This is a genomic window from Paraburkholderia sp. 31.1, from assembly GCF_014397645.1.
GTDB lineage: Bacteria > Pseudomonadota > Gammaproteobacteria > Burkholderiales > Burkholderiaceae > Paraburkholderia > Paraburkholderia tuberum.
Genome location: NZ_VZQN01000292.1, coordinates 1 through 213, shown reverse-complemented (window position 1 = coordinate 213; position 213 = coordinate 1). Strand labels below are relative to the sequence as shown.

At 64.3% G+C, this 213-nt stretch carries 1 pseudogene; it reads left to right on the top strand.

Features of this window, described 5'->3' with window-relative positions:
• Positions 1-213: pseudogene (locus tag F6X37_RS38235) on the top strand (IS4 family transposase); the annotation flags it as partial.

Here is a 213-nt window from a genome sequence, read left to right as displayed (position 1 = left end):
GGGCACGCCGCACCGACTTTCGGCGAGGCCGGTCCCTGGGCACGCGCGATCACATTGTGACGTGGCCCAAACCCCGGCAGCGTCCTGACTGGATGACGCATGAGCAGTACCAGGCCTTCCCCGATGAGCTGATGGTGCGCGAGTCCAGGCTGCATCACCGGGTGCTGGTCACCACGATGCTTGATGCACGCAAGACCAGCAAACAGGACCTCT